This is a genomic window from Lagierella massiliensis (genome assembly GCF_001407835.1).
In the GTDB taxonomy this organism is placed as follows: domain Bacteria; phylum Bacillota; class Clostridia; order Tissierellales; family Peptoniphilaceae; genus Mediannikoviicoccus; species Mediannikoviicoccus massiliensis.
This window is the reverse complement of the sequence record NZ_CYUO01000004.1, coordinates 348,589-373,913: the sequence shown is the minus strand read 5'-3', so window position 1 is coordinate 373,913 and position 25,325 is coordinate 348,589. Positions and strand designations below refer to the sequence as shown.

At 31.9% G+C, this 25,325-nt stretch carries 21 protein-coding genes; 1 reads left to right on the top strand and 20 read right to left on the bottom strand.

Going from position 1 to position 25,325, the window contains the following annotated elements:
* Positions 1-3: 3 nt before the first annotated feature.
* The 15 genes from BN2746_RS01755 to BN2746_RS01685 form a co-directional block, all read right to left on the bottom strand.
* A complete protein-coding gene (locus BN2746_RS01755; protein WP_055078149.1) occupies positions 4-435 on the bottom strand; it encodes a hypothetical protein in 432 nt (143 codons plus the stop codon).
* 58 nt (positions 436-493) lie between these two features.
* Complete coding sequence (locus BN2746_RS01750; RefSeq protein ID WP_148445315.1) at positions 494-1,420, bottom strand: IS3 family transposase; 927 nt, start codon at positions 1,418-1,420, stop codon at positions 494-496.
* Complete coding sequence (locus BN2746_RS01745; RefSeq protein WP_055078147.1) at positions 1,354-1,893, bottom strand: helix-turn-helix domain containing protein; 540 nt, start codon at positions 1,891-1,893, stop codon at positions 1,354-1,356. The genes BN2746_RS01750 and BN2746_RS01745 overlap by 67 nt, the downstream gene beginning before the upstream one ends.
* Positions 1,863-2,048 carry a hypothetical protein gene (locus BN2746_RS01740; RefSeq protein ID WP_055078146.1) on the bottom strand — a complete coding sequence of 62 codons (186 nt, stop codon included), beginning with the start codon at positions 2,046-2,048 and terminating at the stop codon, positions 1,863-1,865. Before BN2746_RS01740 ends, BN2746_RS01745 begins: the two co-directional genes overlap by 31 nt.
* 1 nt (position 2,049) lies before the next feature.
* Complete coding sequence (pulA, locus tag BN2746_RS01735) at positions 2,050-3,972, bottom strand: type I pullulanase (RefSeq protein WP_231718302.1); 1,923 nt, start codon at positions 3,970-3,972, stop codon at positions 2,050-2,052.
* Positions 3,962-6,208, bottom strand: a complete 2,247-nt coding sequence (locus BN2746_RS01730; RefSeq protein ID WP_055078144.1) for a glycogen/starch/alpha-glucan phosphorylase — start codon at positions 6,206-6,208, stop codon at positions 3,962-3,964. The genes pulA and BN2746_RS01730 overlap by 11 nt, the downstream gene beginning before the upstream one ends.
* The gene (gene glgA, locus BN2746_RS01725; RefSeq protein ID WP_055078143.1) at positions 6,201-7,640 is read right to left on the bottom strand and encodes a glycogen synthase GlgA; all 1,440 of its coding nucleotides are present in this window, start codon (positions 7,638-7,640) and stop codon (positions 6,201-6,203) included. Before glgA ends, BN2746_RS01730 begins: the two co-directional genes overlap by 8 nt.
* Position 7,641: 1 nt before the next feature.
* Complete coding sequence (gene glgD, locus BN2746_RS01720) at positions 7,642-8,760, bottom strand: glucose-1-phosphate adenylyltransferase subunit GlgD (protein ID WP_055078142.1); 1,119 nt, start codon at positions 8,758-8,760, stop codon at positions 7,642-7,644.
* 9 nt (positions 8,761-8,769) lie between these two features.
* Entirely contained in the window at positions 8,770-9,909 is a 1,140-nt protein-coding gene (locus BN2746_RS01715; RefSeq protein WP_055078141.1) for a glucose-1-phosphate adenylyltransferase, read from the bottom strand.
* A gap of 10 nt (positions 9,910-9,919) precedes the next feature.
* Entirely contained in the window at positions 9,920-11,797 is a 1,878-nt protein-coding gene (glgB, locus tag BN2746_RS01710) for a 1,4-alpha-glucan branching protein GlgB (RefSeq protein ID WP_055078140.1), read from the bottom strand.
* A gap of 135 nt (positions 11,798-11,932) precedes the next feature.
* Entirely contained in the window at positions 11,933-13,582 is a 1,650-nt protein-coding gene (locus BN2746_RS01705) for an MBL fold metallo-hydrolase RNA specificity domain-containing protein (protein WP_055078139.1), read from the bottom strand.
* 63 nt (positions 13,583-13,645) lie between these two features.
* Positions 13,646-15,436 carry an ABC transporter ATP-binding protein gene (locus BN2746_RS01700; protein ID WP_055078469.1) on the bottom strand — a complete coding sequence of 597 codons (1,791 nt, stop codon included), beginning with the start codon at positions 15,434-15,436 and terminating at the stop codon, positions 13,646-13,648.
* Entirely contained in the window at positions 15,426-17,189 is a 1,764-nt protein-coding gene (locus BN2746_RS01695) for an ABC transporter ATP-binding protein (RefSeq protein ID WP_055078138.1), read from the bottom strand. Before BN2746_RS01695 ends, BN2746_RS01700 begins: the two co-directional genes overlap by 11 nt.
* 58 nt (positions 17,190-17,247) lie before the next feature.
* Positions 17,248-17,952, bottom strand: coding sequence for a formate dehydrogenase accessory sulfurtransferase FdhD (fdhD, locus tag BN2746_RS01690; RefSeq protein WP_055078137.1), 705 nt, complete (start codon positions 17,950-17,952; stop codon positions 17,248-17,250).
* A complete protein-coding gene (locus BN2746_RS01685) occupies positions 17,949-18,890 on the bottom strand; it encodes a LysR family transcriptional regulator (RefSeq protein ID WP_055078136.1) in 942 nt (313 codons plus the stop codon). Before BN2746_RS01685 ends, fdhD begins: the two co-directional genes overlap by 4 nt.
* Positions 18,891-19,004: 114 nt before the next feature.
* Between BN2746_RS01685 and BN2746_RS01680 the strand changes: the two genes are divergently transcribed.
* The gene (locus BN2746_RS01680) at positions 19,005-20,393 is read left to right on the top strand and encodes an aspartate ammonia-lyase (RefSeq protein WP_055078135.1); all 1,389 of its coding nucleotides are present in this window, start codon (positions 19,005-19,007) and stop codon (positions 20,391-20,393) included.
* A 46-nt stretch (positions 20,394-20,439) separates the two neighbouring features.
* Here BN2746_RS01680 and BN2746_RS01675 read toward each other — a convergent pair whose 3' ends face one another.
* The 5 genes from BN2746_RS01675 to BN2746_RS01655 form a co-directional block, all read right to left on the bottom strand.
* Positions 20,440-21,948: an LTA synthase family protein gene (locus BN2746_RS01675; protein WP_055078134.1), complete on the bottom strand. Its 1,509-nt coding sequence runs from the start codon at positions 21,946-21,948 to the stop codon at positions 20,440-20,442.
* A gap of 228 nt (positions 21,949-22,176) precedes the next feature.
* On the bottom strand, positions 22,177-23,655 hold the full coding sequence (locus tag BN2746_RS08760; protein ID WP_082420166.1) for a hypothetical protein: 1,479 nt from the start codon (positions 23,653-23,655) through the stop codon (positions 22,177-22,179).
* A 3-nt stretch (positions 23,656-23,658) separates the two neighbouring features.
* Complete coding sequence (locus tag BN2746_RS01665; RefSeq protein WP_082420165.1) at positions 23,659-24,234, bottom strand: O-acetyl-ADP-ribose deacetylase; 576 nt, start codon at positions 24,232-24,234, stop codon at positions 23,659-23,661.
* 83 nt (positions 24,235-24,317) lie between these two features.
* The gene (locus BN2746_RS01660) at positions 24,318-24,941 is read right to left on the bottom strand and encodes a DUF2812 domain-containing protein (RefSeq protein ID WP_055078133.1); all 624 of its coding nucleotides are present in this window, start codon (positions 24,939-24,941) and stop codon (positions 24,318-24,320) included.
* A 123-nt stretch (positions 24,942-25,064) separates the two neighbouring features.
* Complete coding sequence (locus BN2746_RS01655; RefSeq protein ID WP_055078132.1) at positions 25,065-25,319, bottom strand: HPr family phosphocarrier protein; 255 nt, start codon at positions 25,317-25,319, stop codon at positions 25,065-25,067.
* Between the last annotated feature and the right edge of the window lie 6 nt (positions 25,320-25,325).

Genomic DNA, 25,325 nt, shown 5'->3' with positions numbered 1-25,325 from the left:
CTCCTAACGAAAATATGCCAATCCCTTGTATAGAGATTTACTCTTTATCCAACGTGAAAAATCAATTTCAAAAAAGTTTTCCCCATTGAACAATTTTACAAATATTTTCTGTTTATCTCTCTTAATACCAACTATTAACCACCACTTATTCTTAACCTTTTCGTTTTTATTATTCCATGTCAACATAATAACTGGACAGTTATAATAGATACCTGAGTTTATATAGTCATAGATAGACTCTTCTCTCCAAATCCATGCATTTTTCATAAAATGCATTTTTTTTCCTCTTCGCAAACTAAAAGCTCTTACTCTATGTGCCATTTGATAGATTAAAAAAGGTCTATTATAAAAGACTCTTTTGAAATCTTTAATAGCTTCTTCGTTATCAAATAGATACCCATACTTATCCATTTTATAATAAAAATAATAGAGCATAATAAAAGCTTCCAAGTTTTGACCTGAACCCGTAAACACGGAACAATTTAATAATCTTTTAAGCGGAATGTAATCTGTACATAACAGGGGACATTCCGTTTAATTTTGTTTTAATCCTATCTTCATTGTACCATTTAATATATTTTTCAATCTCACTTATTAAATGGTCATAACTTTTAAACTCTTCTCCATAAAACATTTCTTGTTTTAATATCCCAAAGAAGTTCTCCATTGGAGAATTGTCTATACAATTCCCTTTTCTTGACATACTTTGCCTAATGTTCATTTTTTCTAACTTACTGGTCCATGAACTGTGTTGATAGTGTAAGCCTTGGTCTGAGTGTATTGTTAAGTTATTCTTGTTTTTTAACTTGTCTAAAGCTTTATCTAACATTGTATTTGTTAATTCTATTGTTGGGTGATAACTTAGGGTATAGCTTATTATTTCACTGTTGTAAACATCTAATACTGGTGATAGGTATAGTTTCTTTTCTTCACCTTTAACCCTAAATTCTGTAACATCTGTTAACCATAATTGGTTCGGTTTGTCAGCTTTAAATTCTCTATTTACAAAATTATCTGCTACTTTTCCTACTTCTCCTTTGTATGCTGACTTAATTCTTCTTGATGGTGATGTAAATTTATTACATAGCAATGATTCTTCTCTCATTATTCTTAAAACTCTTTTATGGTTGACATTAAATCCTTTATTTTTTAATACCATAGTTACTCTTCTATATCCATATCTACCTTTTGATGCTTCTACTATCCTTATTATTTCTTTTCTGATTTCTTTATCTTTATCTACTGGTTGAGCTAATTTTATCTTCCATTCATAGTATGACGATTTTGGTAGTTCAGCTATTTCTAACCATTCGCTTATCTTGTTTTTTGGATATTCTTTTATTAACTTGAGGATTATCTTTGTTTTTTCCTTGCTTCTGCTTCCTCTTCCAGTAGCAAGGCTTTTAACTTTTTTTCGTATACTATTTTCATTTTAAGGAGTCTATTTTCTTCTCTTAATCTTATTAATTCTTCTCTTTCACTTTCGTTTATTGGAGTATTAAGTTTAGACTTTTTATTTGATTTGGTCATGTCTTTTTTAGGCCTTCCTCTGTTATCTTCTAACCCAGATAGACCACGTTCAAGATACGCCTTCTCCCATCTGTATACCATAGATCCATTAACAAGATTGAAGTGCTCTGCAGTCTCTCTGAGCGAAATATTATTGATTTGCCTATATTGTATTACAGATAGCTTAAATTCAATAGTGAATTTGTTATTTTTTGACTTTTTAGATAAGTTATCAAAGCCTCCTGAATTGTATTTGTTTATCCAATTTCTCAAGGTAGAATATGGAATATTATATTTATTAGCAATACTTTCTTGACCACCCGATTTACCTGATAAGTATTCTAATACTAATTTTATTTTAAATTCTTTTGTGTATTTTGGCATAGAAAAACCCCTCCATCCGTATTCCGGATTTTGGGGTTCAGGTCATTTCCATTAGTTTCTTTTGACTTTTTAGTTTTAAAAATTTTTTCTTTAAACATCAGAAAATTTTCATCTTCCAACATCTCTTCAAATCCGTCTAATTCTCTATATTCCATATCAACACCTAAGCTTTAATACATATGTTGTAACAGGTGGTATAACTATGTCTTCTTCTAAGTCTATCCTTCCCTTAGACTTTGCCTCTTCATCAAATATTAGCTCTATATCTTTAACTTTAATATCCTTGTAATAATAGGAAATATGATTCTCTAAGTTATTATGCTCTAAAACAAATTTTTCTCTACCACTATTATGAAGAATTGAAAGCATTCCATCTTCTCCAAGTATGGTATAACCGATTACAGAATCTAAAAGTTCATTTATAAAATAAAAACTGTCCGCCATTTCATCATAACTTTTCAACATATATCTACAATACTTTCTTCTAAGATGAATTAAATTTCTCACATGACTATATAGTTCATAATTTTCTTTTTTTAAACTCCAATCAATTTGATTTACAGTTATAGGACTTCTATAGGAATTATGATCCATGTTTTTTGAACGTAGAAATTCATTTCCAGCATGAAAGAAAGGTAGTCCAAAGGACAATAAAATTATATTAAATGCCATCTTATTGATGTTTATAAAGTACTTCATATCTTCTTTTAAAGTAGATTTTTTTAGTTTATCTGCCAAAATTAAATTATCATGTGAGTTGAAGTAGTTTATACTTTCATATGGATATTTAGTTAATCCTTCATACCCATCTAAAGAAGTTATGCTTCCCATAATTCCAATTTGAATTTCTTTTTTCAGATGAAACTCTCCTTGAATATATCCTTTGACATCTGTATCGTTATCGCCTTTAATCGCATCTCTAAACCTTGAGTTAAATATTGAAAATTTTCTTTCCTTTTGAGACCCAGGTAGAGTTCTATTATTAATTGGAAGGGTTGAATCCCAAGCCATCCACGGTTCACCATAAATTAAAATATTCTGATTTAACTTTCTTAGTTCACTTACTATAATATCAACTGTCTCTCTATCTATTAGTGCCATAAGGTCAAATCTAAATCCATCTACTTTATATTCTCTAACCCAATACTTGAGGGAGTCTATTATAAATTTTCTTGCAATAGCTTTTTCTGAGGCAAATTCATTACCACAACCTGATCCATTGGAAAAAGTACCATCTTGATTAATCCTATAATAACAGGATGGAGCAAGCACATTGAAATTCGAATCAAGACTTCTGAATGTATGATTGTAAACCACGTCCATCACAACAGATATTCCATTTTTATGACAAGCCATTACAAGTTCTTTAAATTCCTTTATCCTTGATATAGGATTTTTTGAGTCAACTGAATAGGAACCTTCAGGAGTATTATAGAGTTCTGGGTCGTATCCCCAGTTGTAATTATTTGGATTGTTAAAAGCTTCGTTGTTTTCATCAACGGTTAAAAAATCATAAATCGGCATTAGATGTAAATGAGTTATACCAAGATCTCTTATGTGACTAAGACCAGTTTCAAATCCTTCATAGCTTGTATTATCTTCAGAAATTCCTAAAAACTTTCCTCTAAATTTCTCACGAACTCCTGAAGATTTGTTATAGGTAAAGTCCTTTACATGAGTTTCATAAATTATTGCATCCTGTGGATTATTTACTGGTACTTCATGATCTAAAAAGCCTTTTGGATTTGTCATTTCTAAATCTACAACCACAGACCTCTTGCTATTTATAGAAGATGAAATAGAATATGGATCTGTAACTTCGTACTTTTCGTCCACTAAATAATTATAATATTTGAGGTTTAAGTCACCTTCCACAGTACATTCCCAAAATCCCATTTTGTCCTTTGTCATATCAAATTCTTTTCTCTCCATGGCATCTGGGTCGTCATAAATAACAACAGATAACTTCTCCCTATCTGGAGAATAGGTTCTAAATGTAGTTTTGTTCTTGCTGTACTCAATTCCCAAATTTATATCTTTTATATCCCAAAAATTCATATACACCTGCTTATATTTCAAAGGAGTTTGAAAATTCTCCACAACTTCTTATGCTCTGTAGAGATTTTTTTGTCCAAACTCTTTTATCCCTATAATCTTTTTCAATCTCTTTCCATGTACCATAGTAATCATCATAATCTCTAAAAACTTGAAAACTGTCATTATATTTTAATATTAAATTATAAATCTCTTCAAAGGAATCTTTTAGTTCTATAAAGTTTGAGTTTCTTATTTTGTTTATTACATTTCCAAGTCTACTCTTTTTAAAAATATTCTCTTCAACCTTAGAACAATCTCTAAAACTTCCTTCTATTTCCTCTTTAGAACTTCCAAATAGATATATGAATTCTTTTTTAGTCTCAGAAAGTTCTAAATTGATTCCAGTCCTGCTTCCCATTACAAGAGAACCATTTATCATAAAATTTAAAACATTGTTTGCCACAACTTCAAGACCAGGCGTTGCAATCTGTTCTACCACATCACAGCCCTTGGAAAGACTCATCATCTTTTCTCGGTTTAAATCTTCAATAAAAACAATTTTCAATTTGTCCTTAATTGATAAGTCACTGTTAACTAAATCCTTTAATACATTTATATATCTTATCACATACTTTGATGCAAGATATTTTGGAGATGACAATCCTCCAATAAAATATGTTACGTCAGGCATATCTAAATTTGAATTATCTATTAGCTCAAAATATTTTTCAGTTAAATACAAACATGTTAAAAATTGTCTTCTCTTCTCTTGAAATGTTTCAAGTTGCATAACGTAAATAGATTTTGGATTTAAAATTACTTTATATTTTCTATAAACCATGCTCTTGATTTTTAACTTATTTTCATCTTTTATTTTTATAACCGAACTTTGCTGTTCATCTGTAAACTTTTCTGGAAGAGCTTTTAATAAATTTGGATTTTGTAAACTATTTTTATCTGAAATAGCACTCAAAAGACCATATAGTTTTGGATTAGACTCCCATAACCATGGTGCTATATTTAATAATTTATTTTGAACTTCATATTCCCTAACTGGTTTTTCTCCTGTGTTTATTTCATACCCTTTATAAAAACTATCCCTTTGCATTTTAGACATTGGGAAAATATTTTTTACAGTGTGAAATAAAATCTCATAAAAATTATAATACTTTGGATTTTGAACCTCTATTTCAAAAAAGTCATATATAAAATCTAAATACTCTAAAATGTCTGGGCAGACTTCTCTAATCAAACTTTCAGACCAAATCTTTTTATTTATATCTATCCCTTCAAAGCTTCTATACTGAAAATTAGTCTCCACCAGTTTTAGGGCTTCTTCTTTTGTAAGTCTAAAATTGTCACAAAATTCTTTTATAAAAACAGGAATAGTTATAAGAGTGTGGTTTTCGTTTAAAAGTATGGTAAATTTATTTTTAAAATCTATTTCTTTTTCTCTCTTAAGATCCTTTACAATATCTTTTACACCAGAACTTGCTAAAAAATACTCTTGCCCAAGTCTTATCTTCTTTCCCATGGGATTTACATCTTCCATATATAAAAATCTTGAAAGTGAATTAATAAGCATATAACTTTCAATTTCTTTAAGCCCTTCCCCTTCTATTATCTTCATAGGGTAAGTTAATCGTTCTATATTTGATTCAAATAGTCTAAGCACATTTATATTTTCTAAGTTCTTTGTCAAAACTTTTATGTCATAGGAAGTGGATTTGATATTTTTTCCAAATATATTTATATCTTCTCTATTTCTTTTTATCTCCCAGGGAAATTCTTCCATGGTCCAACTCTTAACCATTTCAACTTGCCTATGATCTATTATTTCCTGTTTAAACCTTCCATTTTCATATCTAAGCCCATATGCTTTTACTTTATTTTTACAGTTAGACTCCAACATGAAGTAGGATAAATCTCCAAGTTCACCTTCACCAAGCAAAGGAAATACTTCACAATTTAAAATTTCATCAAAATTATATCCTAATATACCAAGACTTTCCCTTGCAACTTGACTTAGTCCGAGATAGTTAAGATTTTTACTTAAAAAATTACTTGTATTGTATTCAAAAGAAAATAAATATATCTGTTTTTTTGAAAAAAGCTTATCCTTAGAAGGGCTCCAAGAATAAGCTATAATATCTCTGATACATTTTGCCAGAGCCTTATAAACTTCAGTTTTATTTACTTCATAGGTCTCCAAAGAATTTCTTATATAAAGCTCCTCTTCAATCCTATTTACTAAATCATACTTGTCAACTTTAATCATAGATTCCTGAAGTCCTCTTATATAATTTTAAATACTCCTTAGCAGAGCTTTCCCAATCATTCTTTTGAAGCATGGCCGATTTTTGAAGTTTTTTCAAAGCCTCTTTGTCATAGTAGGTTTTTATTGCATTTTTTATTGTGAATAACAACTCATGTGCATTTATATTTGCAAATGAAAAACCTGTTCCCTCTCCAGTAAATTTGTTGTATGGCTTAACAGTATCTTTAAGTCCACCAGTTTCCCTAACTATTGGAAGATTTCCATATCTCATTGCCATTAGTTGTGAAATTCCACATGGCTCTGCCAGTGAAGGCATCAACAAAAAGTCTCCTCCAGCATAAAGAAGATGTGACTCATCGTTAGAATAATAAATTCTTGCAGCGAACTTGTCTGGATATTTATTTTGAAAATATTTAAGAGATTCTTCGTAAGTTTTACTTCCAGTTCCAAGCACCACCACTTGTATATCTTCAAAATAAAGTAACTCGTCCATTATGAAAAGCAAAATATCCAAACCCTTCATATCCACAAGTCTTGACACCATTACAAACATAGGCACATTTGGATTTTGTGGAAGATTATATCTCTTCTGAACTTCAAGTTTATTTAAAACCTTGTTATCTATACTATCTATGTCATAATTTTTAACAAGATGTTGGTCAGTTAGTGGGTTCCACGTATTATAATCCAGTCCATTTACAATTCCATATAGCTTATAAGAATACTTTCTTATTATTCCATCAAGTCCCTCTCCAAAGTAGGCATGTTGAATTTCGTTGGCATAGGTATTGGAAACAGTTGTAAGGATGTCTGAAAAAACAATTCCACCTTTCATAAAGTTTATACAGTCATAGTACTTTAGAGCTTCGTCATTAAAATATTCTGGAGACAGTCCTGCAAAACCCAATATGTCAGAGTTGAAAACCCCTTGGTATTTTAGATTGTGAATTGTAAACATTGTCTTAATGGATTTATAATAGTCGTCTCCCCTTGCAAAGTCCTTTACATAGACATTTACCATGGCAGTATGCCAGTCATTTGTATGAATAACATCTGGTTTAAAGTTTATTACCTTTGGAAGAATTGTAACTGCCTTTGAGAAAAATAAAAATCTTTCTCCGTCGTCAAGCTCTCCATAAACATTTTGTCTTTTAAAATAAAATTCATTATCTAAAAAGTAAAATGTTACTCCTTCATGCAAAAGCTTCATTATCCCAACATAGTCATGTCTCATTCCAATGTCCACATAATAATAGCCCACATATTCCATTTTTTCTCTATATTCATTTGGTATTTGTCCATAGAGAGGAAGCACTACTCTAATGTCCTCACCCATGGCTTTAAGCTCTAAAGGCAGTGAGCCTGCCACATCGGCAAGCCCTCCCGTTTTTATAAATGGATAGCTTTCAGAGCTACAATAAAGTATATTCATTTTATTTCTCCACTACAAAATATTTCTCAACTACATAAGGAGCTGTTCTCGAACCTGCAATAGAAACTTCATCTTTAATATATGCCCCCTTGTCTGTTATAGTGTTTACTACAACAGCCTCTTTTCCTATAACTGTATTTTGGAAAAGAATGGAGTTTTTTATAACTGCTCCTGACTTTATTTCAACTCCTCTAAAGATAATGGAATTTTCAACATATCCATCAATCTTGCACCCATTTGCAATAAGAGAATTATTTATCTTTGCATTTTCTCCATATGATGTTGACGGTTCGTCCTTTGACTTTGTAAGTACAACTCCATTGTCATAAAAGAGTTTATTGTAAAAGTCTTGATTTAATAGTTTCATATTTACATCATAAAATGATTTTAAATCCCTAATCAGTTCAACACTTGAGTCCTGTTTATAAATTCCGATATCAAGATTATCCATGTTGTTTGAGATTGCTTCAAGAAGTGTTTTTGCATCGGAATTTTCTACAGATTTTTTAACCATATTTATAAATACTTCTTTTTTTATAAAGCCTTCTCTTATTAACATTGGAAAAGACTCTTCAGTTCCAAGATTGGTACCTATCTTGTTAAGTTTTTTATCCTCGTCAAAGATGAGTTTTTTCTCTCCAATGTATTTTCCTAAACTATCTTCTTGTTCAACATAGAAGAGAAGTACATCTAAATTTTCATTTACCATTCTATCATATGCTTTAGTCAAGTCTTCTTTGTCAATTGCCATTGGATCGACAATGTATAGATATTCTTCTTTTGAATCTTCAAAATACTTAAGAGTTTCAAAAAACATTCCCATTTCAGTATTTTCATTGGCAATTGAACTCTTTATCTCTGGAAATATTATTAAACCATTTCTTCTTCTGTTAAGCTCCCAAGACTTTCCATTTCCAATATGATCCAATGTGGATCTTAAATTTCCTCCACCATAGAGTAATACATTTGACAAGTCGTTGTTCGCCAAGTTCGATAGGGTAAAGTCAATTAGTCTATATCTACCTGCAAATGGAAGCATATATGCAGGTCTTGTTTTACAAAGAGAACTAAATCTGTCTGTGGATTTTCCTCCGATGATTATACCAATACAGTCTTGCATATGCTCCTCCTATTCTTCTATAATTCCATCATTAGATACTAAATATACTTTATTTTCATCAGGGTTTCCTATTTCCATTCCCTCTTCAATAACAATGTCTTCTGTGATTACAGCATTATATACTTTAGCATCTTTATTTACCTTAACATTTGATAAAACTACACAGTTCTCAAGTACCGCTCCCTCTTCTACAGTTACTTTAGAAAAGAGTACAGAGTTTGAAATTTTACCTGAAATAACACAGGCTTCATTTACAAGTGATTTCTTAACCTTTCCAGTTGACGAAATATAATGAGGTGGAAGATCTCTTGACTTAGTGAAAATTCTGAAGTTGCTATCATATAAATTAAGTTTTTCATCATCTTCAAGTAAGTCTAAATTCGCTTCCCAGTATGACCTAACTGTTCCAACATCTTTCCAGTATCCGTCAAATTTATACGCATAAACTGGTTTGTCGTCTCCGATGATGCTTGGAATAATATTTTTACCAAAGTCGTGGGATGAGTCTTCATCTTTGTTATCCTTTTCTAAATAATGTTTCAAAACAGGCCAGTCAAACATATATATTCCCATGGATGCAAGATTGCTTTTTGGTTTTTCTGGCTTTTCTTCAAATTCCACAATTCTGCCATCATCATCTGCATTTAAAATCCCAAAACGAGACGCTTCTTCCCAAGGTACTTCACGAACTGCTACAGTTAGTGCAGATCCCTTTGATTTATGATATTTCAATAGTTCATTATAATCCATTTTGTATATGTGATCTGCAGATAGTATAAGCACATACTCTGGTGATAGATTTTCCAAATAGTTTATATTTTCATAAATTGCATTTGCAGTCCCTTCATACCATTTACCTCCCTTTTCAGTGTAGAATGGTTGGAGTATTCTAAGACCGCCATTATTTCTATCCAAATCCCATGGAGCGCCATTCCCCAAATGGGCATTTAAAGAAAAGGGTTTGTACTGTGTAAGCACACCTATATCCCTTATATCCGAATTGGTTGCATTACTTAAAGCAAAGTCGATAATCCTATATTTTCCTCCAAAAGGTACTGCAGGCTTGGCAATATATTTTGTTAAATCCTTGAGTCTGGAGCCCTGTCCACCTGCTAAAAGCATTGCTACGACTCTTTTTTTCGCCCTCATGTTCTTCCTCCTATTTTTTCTTTATAAATACCGCAGATAACGGTTCTATATCTATTCTGAAAGAATTTTCTCTACCTTGAAAACTCTCTTTAACCGTTTTAATACTCTTGTTCCTCTTCAAGTTACCACCATATTTTTCCATGGCACTATTAAATATGACCTTGTAACTTCCATCTTCTCTTACACCAACAGGATAATTTTCTCTTCTAACTCCCGTAAAGTTGTAAACGCAGATTATTGATTCTCCGTTTTTTGAAATTCTCTCAAATATAAACACAGATTCATCACTGTTGTTTACTTCAATCCACTCAAATCCGTCATAGGAATAATCCACTTCCCAAAACGCCTTTTCTTTTTTATAAATAGTATTCAAATCTTTAAAAAACTTTTGGTATTTTCTATGAGAGTCATAGTCTAAAACAGACCACGTAAGACTTTGCCACTCGTTCCATTCATCAAATTGGGCAATTTCATTTCCCATGAAGTTTAATTTTTTTCCAGGATGTCCAAACATAAACATCATAAGTAATTTAAGAGCCGAAAACTTATCTTCATAACTTCCTGGCATTTTATTTATCATTGAACCCTTCATATGAACAACTTCGTCATGACTGAATGGCAGTATAAAATTTTCGTTAAAGGCATACATCAAGCTAAATGTAACAAGATTGTGGTGGTCTTTTCTAAATATTGGATCCATCTTTACATATTTTAAAGTATCGTTCATCCAACCCATGTTCCACTTAAATTTAAATCCGAGGCCACCGTCTTTGACTGGAGCTGTAACTTTAGGCCATGGAGAAGAGTCTTCTGCAATCATAATGCTGTCGGGATAAAAACTTTTTACAGTCTCGTTCAATTCTTTTAAAAAGTTTACTCCATTCCAGTCCACGTTGTTGCTATCTGGATTTCCGACTTCATCTTCAATTTTGTAATGAAGTATATATGCCACTGCATCAACTCTTATGCCGTCAATATGATAATAATCCATCCAATATAGTACAGATGATATTAAAAAATTTTTAACTTCATTTTTGCTTAAATCAAAATTTAATGTTCCCCACTGTTCATTTTGAGAAAGGGATTCATAGTCAGATTCATATGTGGGACTTCCGTCAAACTCCCTTAGTGCAAAGTCATCTGGACAAAAATGTCCTGGAACCCAGTCCAATATGACTCCTATATTTCTTTGGTGAAATCTGTCTATTAAGTACATAAAGTCATGAGGTGTTCCAAATCGTGACGTAGGTGCATAATATCCTGATATTTGATACCCCCATGAACCGTCATAAGGGTGTTCCATTACTGGCATAAGTTCCACATGAGTAAAGCCCATGTCTTTTACATAGTCAACGAGTTCATCTGCCATCTCTCTATAGGAATAGAAGTCTCCGTTATCTTTTTTCCTCCATGAACTCAAATTCAGTTCATAAATGGATATTGGAGAATCTATCCCCTCTTCCTTTTTTCTTTTATTCATCCACCTCGTATCATTCCATTTGTAATTTGAAATGTCATAGAATTTTGATGCGGTATTCGGTCTATTCTCTGCATGAAAAGCAAATGGATCTGCTTTTAATTTCACGATGTCATTTGAACCTACAATTCTATATTTATAACTGTCAAAAATATTTACTCCTTCTACAGTTATTGTCCATAGTCCCGTTTGACCAATCCTATTTAAAGGAAGACTTAATTCATCCCAGCAGTTAAAGTCCCCACAAAGGTTTACATACTTTGCCCTTGGAGCCCAAACTACAAATCGAACATATTCTTTATCATCTATTTTTACTTTATGAGAACCTAAAAATTCATATGCTTTATAATTTTTTCCTTCGTTATAGAGATAGGAGTCTTCTACTAAATTGTCCTGATAAAAAAATTTCATTTCAACCACCTTGTTTTTTAAATACACTTTATATTATTATACCCTTAATTGCCAAATTAAAGTATTAAATCTATCATAGATTGGTTAATATTTGTTAAAATTAAGGGACTTAAGTTAAACCCAAGTCCCCAAAATCTATTTTTTTATTTTTTCAGCTTCCTTTTCCTCTGAAAAATCATTATAGATATTCATTATTTCATTTTTAATGTTATATATCTTTCGTCTTACATCAGAGTACTCATCACCAGACATATTTTTTAAATCATTTATAAAATCTCTATTTTTAATATTTCCCAAGTTCTTAATCAGTTCGTCCACTTCAGATTCTATTTCAAAAGAATTTTTAACATTTTCATATGCGGTATCGATGCTTTCTCTTCCTGGCTGTAAAACAAATTCTTCATTTAATTTTGGTATTGTACATTCCAGACCAAGCCCTTCTTCTAATCTGTCCTTAAATTCTATTTGAGCTTTTTCTTCTCCATGTACCACAAATACTTTTGGCTTTCCTTCAAAATTTTTCATCCATTCATATAACATATCTTTGTCGGCATGACCAGAAAATCCGTCCAGGTCATAAATTTCCGCATTTACTTTTATATCTTCGCCGAGTATCTTTACATCCTTTACACCATCTAATAATATTCTTCCAAGAGAGCCTTCTGATTGATACCCTACAAAGACAACTGCATTTTTTTCATCCCAGAGGTTGTGTTTCAAATGATGTCTGACTCTTCCTGCCGTTGCCATTCCTGAGGATGAAATTATAACCCTTGGAAATTTTACTTTGTTTAATGTGATTGACTCTTCCACATCAGAAATATATTTTAAATTTTCAAACTCGAAAATATTATCTCCACTCTTAATCAAATCTCTTGCCACATCATTGAAGAAATAGGAATTTTTCGTAAAAGCTTCCGTTGCACGAACTGCAAGTGGTGAGTCGATATATATTGGAACTCTATTGTGATATTCTATTTTTTCAGCACTGTCATAATGACTGTTCAAATCGTAAATAATCTCTTGGGTTCTACCAACGGCAAAGGAAGGTATTATTACTGTACCACCTCTGTTTGTAACCTTGTCTATAATCTCTATCAGTCTTTGTACTGAATATTCATATTCAGGGTGAGTTCTATTACCATAGGTTGACTCTACAATTACATAGTCAGCTGTATTTATAAATTCTGGATTTTTAAGTATTGGTTTATCAGGCATACCCAGGTCTCCAGAATACACTATCTTTGTAGTCTCGTCACCTTCTTTTATCCATAACTCAAGGCATGAAGATCCAAGAATATGACCTGCATCCCTAAATCTTACAGATACATTTTCATTTATTTTCATAATGTCATCATAGTAACATCCTTGAAAAAGTCTCATTACATTTTTTGCATCATTTTCATTATATAGTGGTTCTACCTTAGGTTTTCCTGCTCTTGTTCTCTTTCTATTCTCCCATTCAACATCTGCCTGTTGAATCCTTGCACTGTCCTGTAACATTACTTCACATAAATCCACTGTAGGCTTTGTTGCATATATTGGATTGCTATATCCCCTCTTGTAAAGAAGTGGTAATCTTCCACTATGATCAATATGGGCATGACTTAATATTACAAAGTCTATTTCATTTGGATTAAATTTAAAATCTTCCTTGTTTAACTCTTCAAGTTCTTTTTTCCCTTGAAACATTCCACAGTCAATTAAAAATTTTTCATTTTTTGTTTCAACTAAAAAGTTTGATCCTGTTACTTCTCTTGCTGCACCTAAGAAACTGATTTTCATAATGCACCTCCTTTTATCTTTATACCCAATTAAAAAAGACCTCAGTCTCCCAAGGTCCTTTATCTATAAGTTGTCGTCAAATTGACTGTTGTATAAATTGTAATAAAATCCTCTTTTAGCCATAAGTTCTTCGTGGTTACCACTTTCAATTATGTCGCCTTTGTCAAGCACGAGGATAATATCTGAATTTATTATTGTTGATATTCTATGTGCAATAACAAAAGAAGTTCGTCCCTTCATAAGTTTATCCATTGCCCTTTGAATAACAATTTCAGTTCTTGTGTCCACATTACTTGTAGCTTCATCAAGTATTAGCATTGGCGCATCCTTTGCCATGGCTCTTGCAATTGTTATAAGTTGTCTTTGTCCCTGTGATATAGTCACATTTGAATTTAATATAGTATCGTATCCATCTGAAAGGGCTTCTATAAAGTGATCAAGTCCAATACTTTTTGCAATCTTTTTTACTTCCTCTTTTGACTTCGAAGAGTTATAAGATATATTTTCATAGACAGTGCCTTCAAATATCCACGTATCTTGAAGAACCATACAAAAGAGTTCTGCAATGTTTTCTCTGGTTATGTCCTTTGTGTCTACGCCATCTATCAAAACTTTCCCTCCATCTATTTCATAAAATTTCATCAATAGATTTACAAGGGTAGTCTTTCCTGCTCCCGTAGGTCCAACTATGGCAACTTTTTGTCCTCCCTTTACATCGGCAGAGAAATTTTTTATTATAGTTTTTTCTGGAACATATCCAAAGGATACATGGTCGAACAAAACATTCCCCTTTACTTCCTCCGGATTTAAATATTCTTTTTTATCTTTTTCGTCTTCCAGTTCATCTTCCTCTAAGAATTCATATACCCTCTCTCCTGCAGCTGCTGCACCTTGCATAGTTGTTGCAATCTCAGCAATATTTGTAAGTGGATGGGTGAACATTCTAATATACATCATAAAGGAAACTATTATTCCAAAGGAAATCTTCCCCTTGAGAACAAGATACGCTCCAATTATTGCAATTGCAACGTAACCAAAGTTTCCTATAAAGTTCATCACCGGGAACATAAACCTTGATAAAAATTCAGACTTCCACACAGAATCGTAAAGTCTTTCATTTATATCATTGAAATCCTTAGTCACTTCATCTTTTGCGTTGTAGGTTTTAATTAATGTATGGGATTCAAATACCTCTGCAATATATCCATTTAGTTCTCCAAGGGTCTGTTGCTTTTTAAAGAAATATTTTTGAGAAAGTTTCATAATAACAAACATCAATGCAAATCCTACAAGAGTTGATCCAACTGACGCACCTGTCAACAATAAATTTGTTGTAAGCATCATATAAAGTGACCCTACAAGTGATGTTATCGAACCTATAAATGAACTCATACCCATGTAGAGACTTTGAGATATCATATCCACATCGTTTGTAATTCTACTCAATATATCTCCAGTACTGTTGTTATCAAAATACTGAAGTGGAATTTTATTTATTTTTCTTGCAATCTTGTTTCTAAGTTTTCTTGATACTTTTTGAACTACAGTTACTATTAAAAACTCCTGTGCGTAGAGCATTATAGCGCCAAACACCATTAAAATCATCGCTACAATCACAATGCTTTTAATATTTTGAAAATCTATATTTCCTTCAATCCCCTTTTTTACTTCGTTTGCCATGTCTCCAAGTTTTTTTGGAGTCATCAAAAAGAATATATTTGCCATAAAGGCAAGCAAAAGTGCAATTATTGTAGAAATTTTATAATCTTCAAATTCTCCTAAGAGTTTCTTCCATGCTTTTAAAAAGTTTTGAGGTCTATTTTTATTTTTTCTGTCGTCTTTTCTATTTTCCATCTTCATCACCCACTTCCTCTTTTATAGAAAGTTGTGTGCTTGCAATCTCTTGATAGAGTTCACATGACTTCATAAGCTCTTTGTGGTTTCCAAACCCTTTAATCTTTCCTTCTTCAAGAACCATAATCTTATCTGCATTCATAATTGAACTAATACGTTGACTAATGATAATCTTGGTGCTGTTCTTTGAATGTTCCTGAAGTGAAGATCTCAAAGCCTTATCTGTCTTTAAGTCGAGGGCAGAGAAGGAATCATCAAATATCATTATAGGAGCCTTCTTCACAAGACCTCTTGCAATAGAAAGTCTTTGCTTTTGTCCCCCTGAAAAGTTACTTCCCCTCTGTGAAACTTTATAACTCAACCCTTCTCTACTCTCATCTATGAAGTCAAGTGCTTGAGAAATTTCAAGAGCTTTTAAAAGTTCTTCTGCCGAGTTGCCATTGTCTTCTCCAAAACTCAAGTTAGATTCCACCGTTCCTGAAAGAAGCAATGCTTTCTGAGAAACATATGCAATATTTTCATATAGACTTTCAAGTTTATAATCCCTTGTATCGATTCCGTTTACCTTTACAACTCCAGAGGTTGGATCGTATAACCTAAGCAAAAGTGCTGCCACAGTTGATTTCCCAGATCCTGTCGGTCCAATGATTCCCATGGTCTCGCCTGGTTTTAATGTAAATGAGATATTATCAAGGACTGATTCTCTCGTTTCATAATATGAGAAAGTCACATCTTCGAACTCAACAAGTCCTATATCTTTCTTAGCTTCCGTTACAACTCCTTCTTTTATAGTTGTGTCTTTTTCTAAAAGTTCTTTAACTCTGTTAACAGAGACCATAACCCTTGGAAGCATAACAAAAATAAACGAAAGCATCATAAATGACATTATTACTTGGACTGCGTAGGAACTAAACACCACCATGTCACTGAATATTTCAAGCTTCTGAGGCTGTGCTGCCTTCACTATGATATAGGAACCTGTCCAGTATATAACCAAACTCAAAATATTTACCATAGATCTCATAACCGGATTTAAAATAGCCATTACACGTCCAGTATACATTTGGTTTTCCATGAGCTTGTTGTTAGCATTAAAGAATTTTTCTTCTTGAAAGCTCTGTCCGTTAAAAGCTCTCACTTCTCTGATTCCTTCAAGACCCTCTCTTGTAACTCTGTTTATTCCATCTATTAATTTTTGAACTTTTTTAAACTTTGGTATAGAGAGTTTAGAAATAACAAATACAATACTTACTATTATTACTACTGCTAAAAAAGTTATCCCTGTCCAAAGTCCATTTTTGCCCATTATCTTCCAAAGTGCCATCGCCGCCATAACTGGTGCTCTGACAGCAAGCTGTGTACCCATAATAAGAAGATTTTGAACTTGAATGATATCATTTGTAGATCTTGTTATTAAACTATCTGTTGAAAAGTAATTAACTTCTCTTTCAGAAAGATTGTTTACTTTATCGAATACTGCAAATCTTAATTTTTTAGAAAACAAAGCTCCAACTCTTGAAACTAAAAATCCACATACAAAAGCAAGCAAAAGGACTATAAATGCTGCAAACAACATTTTCTTTCCGATTGCTATGATTTCCATAAATTGTCCTTGGTTTTGTAAAGTCTCTGTAATGTCTTCCATATAGTCAGGGATTTTAAGTTCTAAAAATACTCTTACAAAGATTAAAATCATGTTGATTATAATAAAAGTCCAATCCTTAGGACTTAAATACTTTAATAATTTTTTCAACTAACCACCCTTTTTCTTAAAAAAATAAAATTACCATAATTTTTTATATACCCACTCACTACACCAATCTATCAGGGCATGAGTATATGTGATATCTTTCTCCCCTTGTAAAGCCACAAATTGTAATATTATATCTCCTTGCCATGTCAACGCCAAGGCTTGTTGGTGCAGACTTTGAAATAAAAATCGGCACTGCCATCATAGATAACTTGTTTATTATCTCAAAGGGAATCCTTCCAGAAAATACAATAATCTTATCACAAATTTCTATTTTATTTAAGATGGAGTAGCCCATTAGTTTATCGATGGTGTTATGCCTTCCAATGTCTTCCATAAATGAAATCAATTCCCTACCATCGGATAGACTTGCGTTGTGGACTCCCCCGGTCTTTGAAAATAAATTTGCCCTGTCTTGAAGTTTTTTCATAAGCTGTGGAACCATTTTCTTTGGAAGAGTTACATCTGAATTTACAATCTTGTAGTCTCTCTTCTCAGTTCTAATTTCTATATTGAGTTCAACTTTAATAATTTCATCTCCAATATCAATTGACCTGATGTCCTCTTTACAATCTATCAAATTTCTCATCCACATATTTCCAACTACAAGTTCTAAAACGTTGAAGGGAGAACAGGTTAAGTTGTATGAAAGTTTTTTATTTACGATAACTTCATATCTCTTTTCCTCAACAACATCTTCAACACTATCAAAGACATTTCCTTTTTCATAGGTTGTTACATCATAATTTAGCATCCTGTCCTTCATAAAGTCTCCTTTGCCATCTTCAAAAATTCACTTTGTGCCTTGGTTATATACTTATTTTTTAAATAATAAAAGCAGATATCCCTATCATTTTCATAATTTTCAAGCTTATAGTAGCAAAGGGAATCATTATCCCCTACATTTCTAATCAAGTAGTCAGATATAAATGAGATTCCAAGACCATATGCGGTTAGATTGTAGGATGTAATCTGTTGTTCCACTTCAAGTATCACCTTTGGAACCATATCTTCATTTAAAAACTTCTTGTGGGCTCTTGTTCTCGTATCATTTCCCTCCTTAAGAAGGATAAAATTTTCATCTTTAAACTTTGAAAGTGCTACAAAAGGGATTTTATCGTCTTTATAGCTTCCTGATTTTATTTGTTCGTAATCAATAGCATATTCCTTTAGATATCTATTGGAAATAAAATTCTTAGGAACTGTTAGTATCATACTGTCCTTTGTTTGAAACTGCCTTGAGTAACTCTCTTCATCATAGGAATAATTATCTATGGCAATGTCAATTGTGCCTTCATTTAAATATTTAATTAGGGATGAGGTCTTTGCCTCAACTATATCCACATTTATATGCGGATACTTATCAATAAATTTAGATACGATTGAAGGAAGCATATAGGAAGTGTACTGTTGAGTTCCTCCTACAGATACATTTCCCGCCTTTAAATCATCAACATCATTTACATATTGAATAAAATGTTTTTCCATTTTTAAAATTTCTTCAATGGTTTCAATATACTTTTTCCCAATATCGGTTACACCAATTGGCTTTGTCGACCTATCAAATATTTCATATCCTATTTCTTCCTCAACTCTTTTTATAGTCCCACTGAGTGATGGTTGAGAAATAAAAAGATTCTTTGCCGCTTTTGAAAAACTTCTTTCCTTATACACTTCATAAACATATTCATTTGAGTTAAACATTATAAGTACCTACCTATACTTCTATATTGTTATTTGTATTTTATTCTATACTAATCTAATCATATAATATAATCAAGAGGATATGACTGAGAATTTTAAAAAGGAGCAAAAAAAATGAAAGATTTTAGAATTGAATCAGATTCCATTGGAGAACTTGAAATTCCTAAAGAAGCTTATTATGGAGTGCAAACTTTAAGAGCTAAAAACAATTTCCACATTACAAACACAAAGATGCATCCACTTTTGGTTGAATCTTTAGCGGATGTAAAAAAAGCCTGTGCCATTACAAATATAAAAACAAAGGCTTTAGACGAAAAAATTGGAAATGCTATCATTGATGCTTGTAACGATATTATAGATGGTAAGTATAGAGATGAATTTATTGTAGATCCTATTCAAGGTGGTGCTGGAACTTCTGCAAATATGAATGCGAATGAAGTTATAGCAAATATCGCTTTAGAAAAGCTTGGTAGTATCAAGGGAAACTATAACCTTGTTCATCCAAATGACCATGTTAATTTGAGCCAATCTACAAACGACGTCTTCCCTACTTCAGGAAAGATAACAGCAATTAAACTGCTATATAAATTACTATTTGAACTTGAAGAACTCTATAAGGATTTGATGGTTAAAGCAATTGAGTTTAAAGATATAATAAAAATGGGTAGAACTCAACTTGAAGATGCTGTGCCTACAACACTTGGAAAAGAATTTCAAGCCTATGCAGCTTCCATAAAGAGAGATATTAGAAGGACTAAGATGTCCATTGAAGAACTGGAATATGTAAATATGGGTGCAACTGCAATTGGTACTGGTATTAATGCTTCAAAAGAATTTTTAAATGAGATTGTAACAGAACTCGATAGAGTTTGCGATTTAAACTTAAAGCCTTGTGAAGACCTTGTTGATGGAACTCAAAATTTAGACTGCTACGGATTTGTGTCAGGCAATTTAAAAACTTTGGCAATAAGTTTATCAAAGATGTCAAATGATTTAAGACTTATGAACTCTGGTCCAAGAACTGGACTAAGCGAAGTTTTCCTACCTGCAAAGCAAAATGGATCATCAATCATGCCAGGAAAGGTAAATCCAGTTATTCCAGAAGTTGTAAATCAAATTTCCTTCAACGTTATCGGAAATGATATGACCATAGCAATGGCATGTGAAGGTGGACAACTTGAACTAAACGCTTTTGAACCAATAATTTTCTACAATCTATTTGAGTCTATTCAAACTTTGACAAATGGAATTAACACTTTCAGAATAAATGCTATAAAAGACTTGAAGGCAAACGAAGAAAACTGCAGAAGACATGTTGATAATTCAATCGGAATAATTACTGCGGCAAATCCATATATCGGATACGAAAAATCTGCTAAGATTGCTAAAGAAGCTCTTAGAACAGAAAAAACAGTTAAATCTCTTCTCCTTGAACAAAAAGTCTTTAACGAAGAAAAAATCAATGACATATTAGATCCTAAACATATGCTTGAACCAAGATAAATAAAAAAATTGGCGGCACAAGAAATCACTCTTGTACCGCCTTATTTTATTTGTTTTTTCTCAAGGTTATAGCTTCCTGTGCATCATCTTGTAGAATTTGTTCGTTATAAAATACCGAATTCTTCTTTAATTCATCGTTAAAGTACTTATAACCCATCTTTTCTACAAGTGTCTCTTTTCCAGAATATAAATTTGTTCCAAGCCCCATTCTCTCTCCTTCTATTTCAACTCCCAGACTTGCTAAAATAGTTGGATACATATCGAATGTTGTAGAAATTCTATTTTTATTATTTTCTGCAGGTAGTGCTGAATTTATAAACACATTATAAACTGATCTATCATAATCTTTAACCATATTTTCTTGATACCAATTGTCCTGCATTCCAAGATGGTCTCCAATAACTACTATGGTTGTGTTTTCAAAAAAGTCTTGTTGCTTTGCCCATTCAATAAATTCACCTATCTGTTTTGATGACTGAGCATGAACATTTTCATATTGTGTCGGGAATTTTTGTACATCCCCAGGTTCCAAATATCCATCAGTAAAATGTGTATTTACAGTTTCAATTACAAAATTAAACGGTTCATCTTTGTTTGCAAGCTTAGTAATCTCTTCCTTTGACCACTTAAATAACTTACTGTCTTCATATCCCCACCATACTCTGTCTTCATAGGTCATATATCCATTTGCAATTGCATGGTAAAGATCGAATATGTCGTAGTTTCCATGATTTTTAAAGAATTGTCTCTTACCGCCAAATTCTGATTTTGAACCCATTATAACTTCGTTGTTATAACCTTCTTTTCTTAAAATATCCCCAAGGGAGTAAGCTCCGTTTAAAAAGTTTGTTGACTTGTATTGATTGTTTATAAAACCCTTTATTGGCACTCCTGATTGAGATGCAGTTATTCCTGCAATACTCCATGAAGTACCTTCTGTCTGGTAGAAGCCACCCATCTTGTCAGTATTTGAAAATATGGTATTCTCAAGGGCAAGCTTTTCAAGTTCAGGCATTATAGAATAATTCCAGCCTCCGCCTAAGTCCTTGTTCATAACCGTACTTTCAATTGACTCTGCATATATTAAAATTAAATTTCTCTTCTTTTCTGGAAATTTCAATTTTACATTTTCTGGTCTTACATAGTTTTCTTCAATCATTGAAGAATCTTGAAATACTGCCTTGAGATAGTCAGGTCCATCTAATAAAATGTAAAAAGCTACAAAGGAAAGTATAAAAACCCCTGCTGGATAAAGAGCTTTTATCCTTCGTGACCTCTTAGTTTTAAATCCTGTTTTCTTCCAAATTATCCATATTGGTATAAGTAGAGTAGCCATAATACCTATAAAAGGTAAAATATTTGCAAAAACTACACCCCACACCACTACTGGAGCAGTTCCTTCAACTCCTCCCTTTAGTTGAAATACCAAATCTTTAATTCCCCTGTTTCTAAAGTTGAGGGTCAAGTAAAGCGTAGTAAGTATCAGAAGAGTAGATAGCATCATAACAATAACAACAAGTGTTAAATTGGCTTTTTTATTTTTTTTATCTTTCATCCTCATTCCTCATTTCTCATTTCTAACGAAAATACATTTTAACACAAATCTAATAAAAGTTTAATATTTTAAGAAAAAATTTACAACTCTATCTTTAGAATTTAACTTTTGATTGTTAATATCATTATACACCATAAAATGGGGATAGAATATTACAAATTTGTTACGATTTACAAATTTAGATTAATTTTTACTTATCTCCTCTTTATTTAACCAGAAATTAAAATTTTATTTGTCTTCCTTCTCTAACTCTTCAATTCTTTTTTCAGCATATTTTATAAACTCTTTTAGAACTTGCACTCGCGCATATTTTTTATCATTTCCAGGAACAACTATCCATGGAGCATATTCCACATCGGTTCTGTCAAGCATTTCATTCATTGAGTTTATATAATCATCCCACTTATCTCTATTTCTCCAGTCCTCTTCCGTAATCTTATATTGTTTATCTGGTTCTTCCTCTCTTGCTTTAAATCTTTCAAGCTGAGTGTCCTTATCAATAACAACAAAATATTTGAGTATTAGACCATTTGAATCAAAAAATTGTTTTTCCATATCAAGCATCTCATCAAATGCCCTTTCCCATTCATTGTCCTGTGCAAATCCTTCAACCCTTTCAACCATGACACGTCCATACCATGACCTTGAAAATATTCCCATGTATCCTTTTGCTGGAATCTTATTGTAAAATCTCCAAAGATAATTGTAGGAATTTTCTGTTTCATCTGGGGCAGATATTGCATGCACTGTGTAAAGTCTTGGATCCATTTTTTTAACCAATCTTTTTATGGCTCCATCTTTTCCAGCCGCATCGACTCCCTCAAAAACCAACATTGTAGGTATTCCCTTCACATACATCTTTGCAGAAAGAGAAGCCGCTTGTTTTTGCAAATCTTTAATAGTCTCATCATATTCTTCTTCACTTAAAGACTTATTCATATCAATCTTATCCAATGGTTTATTCTTTGCTTTGTAACTTCTATTAAGTCTTACTCCTTCTTCTCTTTTTGTAGAAACTCTCTCAATTCCCTTGCCAAGTTCTTCTATTACAAGACCCAACACATCCTTTGATGCAAGTTTTCTATCTGTGGAATCTACGATGTTCCAAGGAGCAAAGTCAAAATTTGTCTGCTCAAGCACATACTTAATATGATTATTAAATTTGTCATAGTTTTCATTTTGTTCAATGTCAATTTTGTCAACATAAAATGCATTATATTCTGAATCTAAATATTTTTCGATGGTCTCTTTTTGTGTCTTTTGAGATATGTCTAAAAATACTTTTACAATAACGGTATAGTCATCATAAAGTGTTTTTTCAATCCCGCTAATACTTTCAACTCTTTGCCTTGTCTTTTTCTTAGACATATTTGGATCACTCATCACATCGAAATAAAATGATCTATCAAATACTTTTGTGTGACCTTTTCTTGGAATTTTTTTCCAAAACCTTGTAACAAAAGGATATCTATTTTCTTCTTCAGATGGCTTATCAAAAACATCCACATCATAGTACTTAGGATTTAATTCCTTTACCAAATCATTAATTACATATCCCTTGCCAGATGACTCAAATCCATCAATGATTATTAAAACAGGTATATTTTCAGATTCTGATATTCTCATAAGCCTTGCAAGCCTAATGCCAAGCTCTTTTTTACTGAAATCTTTATATTTTTTTAAATCTCTTATATTTAATTCTTTCATTATTTACCTCATATTCTCATCAAATATATCCTTATATATATTAAAAGCCTCTTCATCAAAGGACACAAAAATAATTTTTATATCTTGTGGTGATTCCTTTAAAAAAGAAAGTACCGATTTAATCGCAATTTTTGAAGCTTCTTCCTTTGGATATCCGTAAACTCCTGTGGAAATGCCAGGAAAAGCAATTGACTTTATATTATTTTCAGATGCCAATTTAAGACTATTTCTGTAACAGTCAGAAAGAAGTTTTTCCACATTTTCTCCGCTATTATAAACCGGTCCAACTGTGTGAATTATATTTTTAGCCAAGAGATTATATCCCTTTGTAATCTTAGCCTCTCCTGTTTTGCAACCTCCCAAAGTCTTACACTCTTCTAAAAGTTCTGGCCCTGCAGCGCTGTGAATAGCTCCATCAACTCCACCTCCACCAAGTAAAGTTTCATTAGCAGCGTTTACAATAGCATCTACATCAATCTTTGTAATATCTCCAAGATTTAAAACCAGGTTTCCCTTTGCATACTCTCTTTTCAATATATCTTTTAAATCTTTTTGTAAAAAGTCTTTTGAATCTTCCATATTTACCTCCATTCTAAAAAAAGAGCCCTTAGGCTCTTATAAACTTAAGTATTATATACTAATTTACCCGCAACTATTGAAATTTAAACTTTTTGCTTTGAAATCTTTCTATACTTTTCAGCATTTTTATTTGAAAATATTACAAGCACAAGATAATCAAAGAAAAATATTGCGAGCAAAATCAAAGCTATGGCAGCAATTAATCTAAATCCATCTCGATAAATTGATCTTAAAACTAAAAATACTCCAAGCACAACAAATAATAAAGTTGCAAAATATTTTTTTGAAATCGATTCATATTCTTTGCTTAGATGTTCATAATTATTTTCTGGATTTTCAGGTTTTGACTTCGGAGATTCGATAATTAAAAGTTCTCTATTCTTTGTAGAAAAAGTACTTTCAAGTTTTTCCGCCTGTTTTGTGAAAGGTCTTAAAAATCCCAAATCTCCAGTTATCAAACCACCTTGGTCTAAAGGCAAATGGAAATATCTCTTATTTTGACTTCGTAAATACTTTTTATATCCTTCAAGCTCTTTTATTTCATAATCACCAACATATAAAACTTCATACATAACATCAGAATCTTCTTCTTTAAAAATATATGAATACTTATCTACATTTGCCAGGATATATCCTATACTCTCCCATTTATTTAACCAGGGGGCTACTTGGCTAATTGGATCCAAGAAAAATTTTAACTTTTTCATATAACCTCCAACTTTTCAAATTTATATTTTATGATATTACCATTATAATAAAAAATGTAAAAATAACAAAACTGAAAAACAGAAAAGGCCTATATAATAGACCTGTATGTATCATTACTAACTCTATTTATTGTTTACAAAATCTACAAGACAATCAAGAGCCTCTTTTTCATCTTCTCCTTCACAAGAAATAACGATTTCATCATCTTTAAATGCAGCCATGCTCAAAATAGATAAAATGCTCTTCCCATCATATTCTTTTTCATCTTTAGTCAAAATAATATCCGATTTAAATTTAACAGCATTTTGTAAAAATTTAGCCGCTGTTCTTGCATGTAAACCTTCTTCGTTTTTTAAGGTAACCTTTTCCTCAACCAATTTCTT